Source organism: Ramlibacter sp., from assembly GCF_029866045.1.
Taxonomy (GTDB): Bacteria; Pseudomonadota; Gammaproteobacteria; order Burkholderiales; family Burkholderiaceae_C; genus Ramlibacter.
Window position 1 is genome coordinate 1 of record NZ_JARXAB010000118.1, and the last position, 7131, is coordinate 7131.

Annotated in this window: 5 protein-coding genes; 2 read left to right on the forward strand and 3 right to left on the reverse strand. The window is 61.5% G+C overall.

The annotated features are described in order from the left end of the window. Positions 1–1008: molybdopterin cofactor-binding domain-containing protein (locus QE494_RS12685; protein WP_300043787.1), on the reverse strand; the 1008-nt coding region annotated here is incomplete at its 3' end. Beyond that, positions 1005–1466 (reverse strand): (2Fe-2S)-binding protein, encoded by a 462-nt coding sequence (locus QE494_RS12690; RefSeq protein ID WP_300043788.1) that lies wholly within the window; start codon positions 1464–1466, stop codon positions 1005–1007. The genes QE494_RS12685 and QE494_RS12690, both read right to left, overlap by 4 nt. A 725-nt stretch (positions 1467–2191) precedes the next feature. On the opposite strand from QE494_RS12690, the gene QE494_RS12695 reads away from it, so the two are divergent. Both QE494_RS12695 and QE494_RS12700 read left to right on the forward strand, forming a co-directional pair. Next, positions 2192–2788 (forward strand): 2-hydroxychromene-2-carboxylate isomerase, encoded by a 597-nt coding sequence (locus tag QE494_RS12695; protein WP_300043790.1) that lies wholly within the window; start codon positions 2192–2194, stop codon positions 2786–2788. 366 nt (positions 2789–3154) lie between these two features. Then, positions 3155–4054, forward strand: a complete 900-nt coding sequence (locus QE494_RS12700) for a hypothetical protein (RefSeq protein WP_300043792.1) — start codon at positions 3155–3157, stop codon at positions 4052–4054. A gap of 130 nt (positions 4055–4184) precedes the next feature. Here QE494_RS12700 and QE494_RS12705 read toward each other — a convergent pair whose 3' ends face one another. After that, positions 4185–6149 carry a hypothetical protein gene (locus QE494_RS12705; RefSeq protein ID WP_300043794.1) on the reverse strand — a complete coding sequence of 655 codons (1965 nt, stop codon included), beginning with the start codon at positions 6147–6149 and terminating at the stop codon, positions 4185–4187. Between the last annotated feature and the right edge of the window lie 982 nt (positions 6150–7131).

Sequence of the window (7131 nt, forward strand, 5' to 3'; positions counted from 1 at the left end):
ATTGGTGCGGGGCTTCTTGAGGGTTTCGATCACCCGGTCAGGCTTGGTGGCCTCCAGCCAGGCCGGCATGGCCTGGGTGCCCGGCAGGCGCTTGGGCACATTCCACTGGCAACTGTCGCCCAGCGCGCGGGCCGCGGCCTGCGCCTGCGCCTCGCGACGAGCGACCACTCCGAGGAAGCTACCGTTTCTGATCACTTTGACCACGCCGGGCATGCGCTCGGCGACTGTCAGGTCCACAGCGGTCAGCGACGCGCCGTACGTGGGCGGACGCACGACAGCGCCATAGACCATGCCCGCCGGCCGCAGCTCCTGCACGAAGATGGATTGCCCCAGCACTTTGGCGGGCAGGTCCAGCCGGGGAACTGAGCGGCCGATGTAGCGGTGCTCGGAGGCGGGCTTGGGTTTGGCCTGTCCATTGGCTTCACGATCCAGGGCCTGTCCCAGGACCAGATCCCAATAGCTCACCTGCGCGTTGCCACTGCCCTGAACGACACCGTCGACCACCTTGAGGCCGGCCATGCCCTGACCCAGGCGCGTGGCGGCCAGATCGAGCAGGATGGCGCGCACTTCAGCCGAGGCTTGGCGAACCGCCGTGGCGCAATTGGGCATGGAGAACGAACCTGCGGTGACACCCTCGTTGGGCACAAGCAGCGTGTCACCGGAGACCACCTGCACACGGCTGATGTCAACGTCAAGTTCATCGGCACACAGCTGGACAACGGCCGTCAAAATCCCCTGGCCCAATTCCACCTTGCCGACCAGCAGTTGCACCGACTTCTCGGCGCTGAGGATGCGGATCCAGGCGCGCAGCTGGCGGTTTTGCTGCAAATCGCCGGGCAACTGCGGCCGCGCGGCGGCCGGCGCGGCAGCCGGCGCAGTGGCCTGGGAATGCACGTCCAGCAAGGGGATGGTGAAGCCCAGGGACAAGAAGCCCGCCGACTTGAGGAAGTTGCGACGGCCCGAGGACGCCGCCTTGGCCGGAGCCTGCTCGAATTGAACCGGGTTCATGCAGAGGCTCCTTTCGAAGCGCGAAGCACCGCTCGCACGATGCGGTTGTGGGCACCGCAGCGACACAGGTTGCCATCGAGCGCGCTGCGAACTTCGGCGTCGGTGGGCTTGGGGTTGCGATCAAGCAGCGCCTGCGCCTGGACGATGATGCCGGCGGTGCAGTACCCGCACTGTGCCGCCTGTTCGTCGATGAAGGCCTGCTGCAGTCGGCTGGGCTTGCCGCCCACCGCCAGACCGGCGACGGTGGTGAGGGACTTACCGTCGGCAGCCGACAGCGGCACCACGCAGCTGCGCACCGGATCGCCGTTCATCATGATGGTGCAGGCGCCGCACTGGGCCTTGCCGCATCCGAATTTCTGGCCGTTCATCTGAAAGTCGTTGGACAGCACCTGCAGCAGGGGCTCGCCCGGGGGCGCGTCGGTCTGGACGTTTTGCCCATTGAGCTTGAAGCGTATCAAGATCGTTCTCCTTCTTTTTGTGGTCTCGGGTTGCCGGCCGGTCTGGCGCGGCATGAAAAAGTACTGCAGCCTGCCCCGCTTCCTGGGGCCGGAGGCCACTCGTCTTTTCACTCCCGAGAATGACCGATTTCCCTCTGGCGGCATAGGGGCAATCGTCCCGGGTTTACCCGGAGGCTGAAGGCAGGCGGGGGCTTCAATCGCGTCGCCCGGGGCCTTGAGGGCCGCAACCCATACACCCAGCCGATGTATCTCGCCAGGCCTGAAACTCCTTATCGCGAGTGCTTATGCCCATCATGATGAAGGTCGGACACGTGCGGTTGTTCATGCGTCATAGTGGGTGGTAGCAGCCTGCGCAGCACGGTCGAAAACGCCAGCTGCGTACCGGCGCGGCGGTGATCCGCAGGCTGTCATTCGGCGGTTCGCGCAAGGGCTGCTTCCGACGGGCATGAGGGAAGTCGATAGCTTGTGGGTGATTGCGCCCGGATCTATTGTTCTGGACTCAGCGGGCCACAAGTTCACGCCAACACCGCTGCGGAGTGGTTCATGAACGCCATCGAAGAGGGCAGCTGTGAGCAATGAGTCACCCACACAGATGAGGGGCGGTGCCTGGTGGAACTACGCCGAAAGCCCGTACATCAAGTAAGAGCCTCCCATCTCAAGACCTCCGCTTGCCCACGGGCGGAACCAGACCGCCACAACCTGAACGCTTCACTTCGGACAAAAAAATGAGCACCAAAACCCTCGAATTCCACTTTGACTTCGGCAGCCCCGCCGTCTATCTGGCCTACACCCAGGTGCGGCGCATCGCGCAGGAAACGGGAGCCGCGCTGGTGTGGCATCCCATCCTGTTGGGCGGCGTCTTCAAGGCGTCGGGCAATACCAACCCGGTGGGTGTACCGGCGAAAAGCCGCTGGATATTCGAAGACATGGCGCGCTGGGCCCGGTATTGGGGCGTACCGTTCGTGTTGAACCCTCACTTCCCGATCAACACCCTAGCGCTGATGCGCGGCGCCTGCGGGATGCTGATGCGCCAGCCCGAGGACTTTGAGCGCTACGTCGACACCGTGTTCCACGCCATGTGGGTGGAGCCACGCAACCTCAACGACCCTACCGAGACAATGGCGGTGCTCACGCAGGCGGGCTTTGATGCCGACGCCTTCATGGCCATGGTGGCCGATCCGGATGTCAAAGCCGACCTGATCGCGCGCAGCGATGCGTCTGTCGCACGGGGAGCATTCGGTGCGCCCACCCTGTTCGTGGGCGAGCAGATGTTTTTTGGTCAAGACCGGATGCACTTTGTGAAGGACGCACTTCTGGCCTGAGCGGCCCTTGAGCCATGGGATGGGCGCCGGGCTGGCGTACCGCCCATTCAGGACTGGGGGACGCTCAGGGTTGATTGAAGCGCCCTGACACAGGTCTAGGCTGAGGCGAGCTTCTGGGGGAAACTCCCCTGCAGGGCTAGACTGGCAGCTCAATTCAAAACGAACACCCTCCTCAAAACCCCGGCCCGTTCCGACCTGATGAAGCGCCGCGCATTCCTCACACGCTCACTGAGCTTTGCCACCGCTGCATCTGGTCTGGCGATCGCCGGCCCGGCCGGGTGGTCGATGGCTTCGACCACTCTCGGCCATCGCGTCCTGGATCTTGAACTTTTCGATGCCGGACGGCAAAGAGCCGTACCCCTGCGCTTGTACCTGCCCCTCCAGGCCACCTCTGCGCAGCCGGTGCCGCTGATCGTGTTCTCGCACGGTTTGGGCGGTTCGCGAATGGGCTACAGCTACCTTGGCCGGCATTGGGCCAATGCAGGTATGGCGAGTCTTCATACACAACATGTTGGCAGTGACAACCGTGTATGGCAGGGCAACCCGCTGTTTTTGTTGCAACGCCTGCAGACAGCGGCGCTGGAGTCCGAAGCGCTGGCACGCGCACTGGACGTGCGATTTGCCTTGGACCACATCCTCGGGTCTGAGCAGGCGGAAATGTTTGACGCCGGAAAAATTGCAGTGGCTGGCCACTCCTATGGCGCGAACACGGCCATGCTGGTCGCCGGCGCACGGGTGAATGCAGGCCCTGACTACGTGGGCGAACTTGGGGACAGACGCATCCGCGCAGCCATCCTGATTTCGGCGCCGCCTTTGCAGGGCCAAGGGCCTGCACCAGAGACGCTCGGGAGCGTGAGTGTGCCGACACTGCACATCACCAGCTTGGAAGACACCATCAACCTGCCCGGCTATCGCAGCACGGTCGAGGACCGCATTGTGATCTTTGACGCGATGGCCAAATCGCCCAGAACCCTGGCGGTGTACAACGCGGGCGGGCACAGCATTTTCACCGACCGCACCACGCGTAGCGGACCGGAAGCCAGCGCCCGAATCAAAAGCGCCACGCAGGAACTTTGCACCATCTTCTTGCGCCAGTCACTGCAATTTGGACATACGCAGGTTAACGCGGAACGCCTGGGTGAACCCTCAGCGATGGAATCAAAACCTGCCGCACCGCCGGATGCCCACGAAGTGCAGCACAGCATATTGCAGTGGGCCTATCGCCACCAAGGTCTCCTGGACCGATTCGTCACGCCGAAAACCTGAGGGTTTTCACAACCCATCACCGCCGTGGGGCAACCCGGCCGTGATGGAGGCCATCATGGAGGCCATCTGCCCTGCCAAGAAACCCGCCTATGACGCCGCGGTGAATCCCTGAGCAGTGTTAATTCTGGGTTCAGCCGCCGCGACGCTTGATCAAGCCGAGCATGCCCCGGCCATCCGGCGCTTTGGTCACGTAATACTCAGCGCCGCCCGAATCCCGGTCGATCAGCCGTGCCGAGGTGATCAGGTTGGGATCCCTCACAGGCAGGGCGACCTGCGAGCAGAAGCGGCTGGCGCTACCCGACATGATCTGGATGAACGCTGCTGGTGATCGAGCCAGATACCCGACCATGGTTTCCGCAAGATGGCCCATCGGTTCCAAACAGAGGACCTGGATGGAATAGAGAGGGAGCTCACGCTGCAGTTTCTCGGCTCGCTCGCGCTCTCGGGCCTGGTCGGCGGCCAGTCTGGCGCTACGGACTTGGGTCGCGCTGCGGCGCGACTTGGAACCCTCAGCTTCGTCGTCCAGGAACTCCATCAGTGCATCGAGCTCGGTTGATTTCGAATATCCCGAGCCGGTCATGCGAGCGGTCGCAGCTCGGAATCCGTTCGTATCCGTCACGCCGAAACCGGCGAGGGTCTTTACTCGTGCTGCGCTGGTCTTCAACTCCGAAGCGAACTCGAGCTGCCTCAGGCTTTCAAAGCCGCGCGCCTTCGCGTAGGCGGGATGCAACTCGGCCTTATCGCGCAGCGGCAGCATCGTGAAGGAGATTTTTTCGCGCTGGACTGCCGGGATCAGTTTGGCCATTTCGGCGCCCGTCAGAACTGCGCCCGAGCAAGCACCTTTCTGGATCAGGGTCCAAAGCGCCTCGACATCGTCGGCGACCTCGTCGAATCGATAGTCCGGCTCGAGGCGTGCAGACTTGGCAAAGTCCGCCAGCGACGCGTAGCCGCCCACAGCCCAGCCGTAGCCCTCCACGCTCTGGGCCTTCAGCGCGCAGGACGCCGCTTTCTTGTTGGATGGGAAGGTGATGGCGACGAATTGCGTCGGTCGCGCCGCCAGTTGCGAGGTGATCTGCAGATTGCTCTGTGCTTCGGCCTCTGCCGCTGCAGCAACCCTTGCTGCGGTGGCGTCGGCGCGTGCCTGCACTTGAGCGCCGGACAGTTCGGCAAGCACAACGATCTGGCCTGAATCGATCAAGGGCTTGATGCGCTCCATCTCTGCTCGGTCGACCAAGCCGATCTGCAGGTTGGCACACACCTTGGTCAGCGGGGCCGGAGCCTGACCCGCTTCTGCCGGGGGACCCGCCTCGCCGACGCATTTGGATGCGATGGCGGTCCGAGTCTCCTTGGTCTCTAGGCCCGCAGTGTCCACTGCAAGGCCCTGCGCCTTGGCTGCCTCGGCGACGAAAGCCTTGAGCTCGGTGATCACCGTCGCTGACTGCCGCGCATAGCGATCCAACAGAATCCCGGATGACCGCGGAGATGCGCGGACGAAGTCGACGCGGATTGGAGAGCTCGACGCATTGGCGCTGCGCCGGATCACAGTCTTGCCATCCAGTGACTTGGTGACCTGAAAAGTGGGCGATCCGGTATTGAGCACCAGCAGGAAACCCGGTTGTTGGGCGAGGAAAGCCTCGCGTTGCGCTGCCAGCCTTGCCTCTTCGTCCTTCTTCCGGTTCTCCTCGGCGACCCGCTTTTCTTCGTCCGCCTTCCTGCGAGCCTGCTCCTGTTCCGCCTGTCGGACCCGCGCGAGGTACTTCTGCATCTCATTGCTGTCGGCAATGATTCGCCGGCACTCGTTGGCGAGTTCGTTGGGTTGCGGCGGCCTCCAGGCCTTGATGATCTCCATCATCCTGGCGTCGTCGTAGAACATTCGCTCGCAGATCTTTGCGCGAGGAAGCACCACCTTGTCGAGTTCAACCACGTCCGCAAGCGGCATGTTGGGCCGGGGGCGCGGGGTCTGACGCATCTCGTTGATGATCGTGGCCGGGGATGCTGTGTAGTAAGACTCAGGGACCTGTGCGGACAGGTTAGTCGCGAGGCACAGGGCGATAGCGGTCAGACTCGTTCGCAGCTTGGGGAAGTGGAGTCGCATCGGGGCCTTGTTCGGTTGAGAGCGCTCCTCGGTTGAGAGCGTTCGATTCGGGGGGCTGATCGTCTGTTGCTCGCGCCATACGAGCGAGCAAAGCACAGTATTTAAATTTTACTGGAGCAAATCTTGCCCTCATCGAAGTGGCCCCTCGGTCGGATCGTCTCGTGCGGGCTGGATGCAGCAGCCTTTTTTGTCCGCGTTGACGGCCAGAAAGCAAAAAGCCCCGCATGGTGCCGGGCCTGAGGCTGCCTCAATACCTAAGAAGCAGTTTGGAGGACTTTTTATTGGAGGCCCAGAAGCGAATGTTTAACTAACTCGCTCAGTTTTAAGGCCCCTATTTTTGGTGGAGTCGGGGATTCGAGCCCTTTAGGACCGACTCATAGGCATGGGCCCGCCTTTCGGCAAACCCATCGACCATGAGGCCAAGGCCCGCAAACAGCACCAGGTACCTGCTCCAGGCTGCGTTGACCTTCTGCATCCGCTGCGAATCCACGGCCAGGGCGGCCTGTGGGTCGGTCTGCAAGCCTTGCTGAAGTTGTCCTGCGCGCCGACAATGAGCTGTACGCCAAGTTGCGCCAGCGCGACCTGATCCAGGAGTCTTATGACCCCAAGAGCATCATCAAGAAATTAATCTCGTACATCAAGGACCTGGCTTTTTTGAGCATGCCAGCCACTCTTAAAGGCATCGGGTCGCGAATTGTTCTGCAAGTCTGTCAAGACGTCTAGGTGGCTATCGGCAGGAATGCCTTAAATTGGGTTAGGAGAATTAATTGGGTTAACAGCTTCTGAGTATTGCAAGCTTGACTCGCAATTTATTCATCAATTTTATCAACCGAAGAGAATAAAAAATCCATTCTTTTCAAATTTTATAGAGGATTGTTCTATGTCTTATTTTCGCAAATCAATTTTATTGTTTGCATTTATGTTCGGCGTGCTCTCTGCGCCTTACGCATCAGCTACGGACTTGTGCACAAGCATTCAAGCG

Excerpts from the sequence above, each read along its gene's own strand:
- QE494_RS12705 (WP_300043794.1), bottom strand. The coding sequence starts at position 6,149 with ATGCGACTCCACTTCCCCAAGCTGCGAACGAGTCTGACCGCTATCGCC.
- QE494_RS12695 (WP_300043790.1), top strand. The coding sequence starts at position 2,192 with ATGAGCACCAAAACCCTCGAATTCCACTTTGACTTCGGCAGCCCCGCC.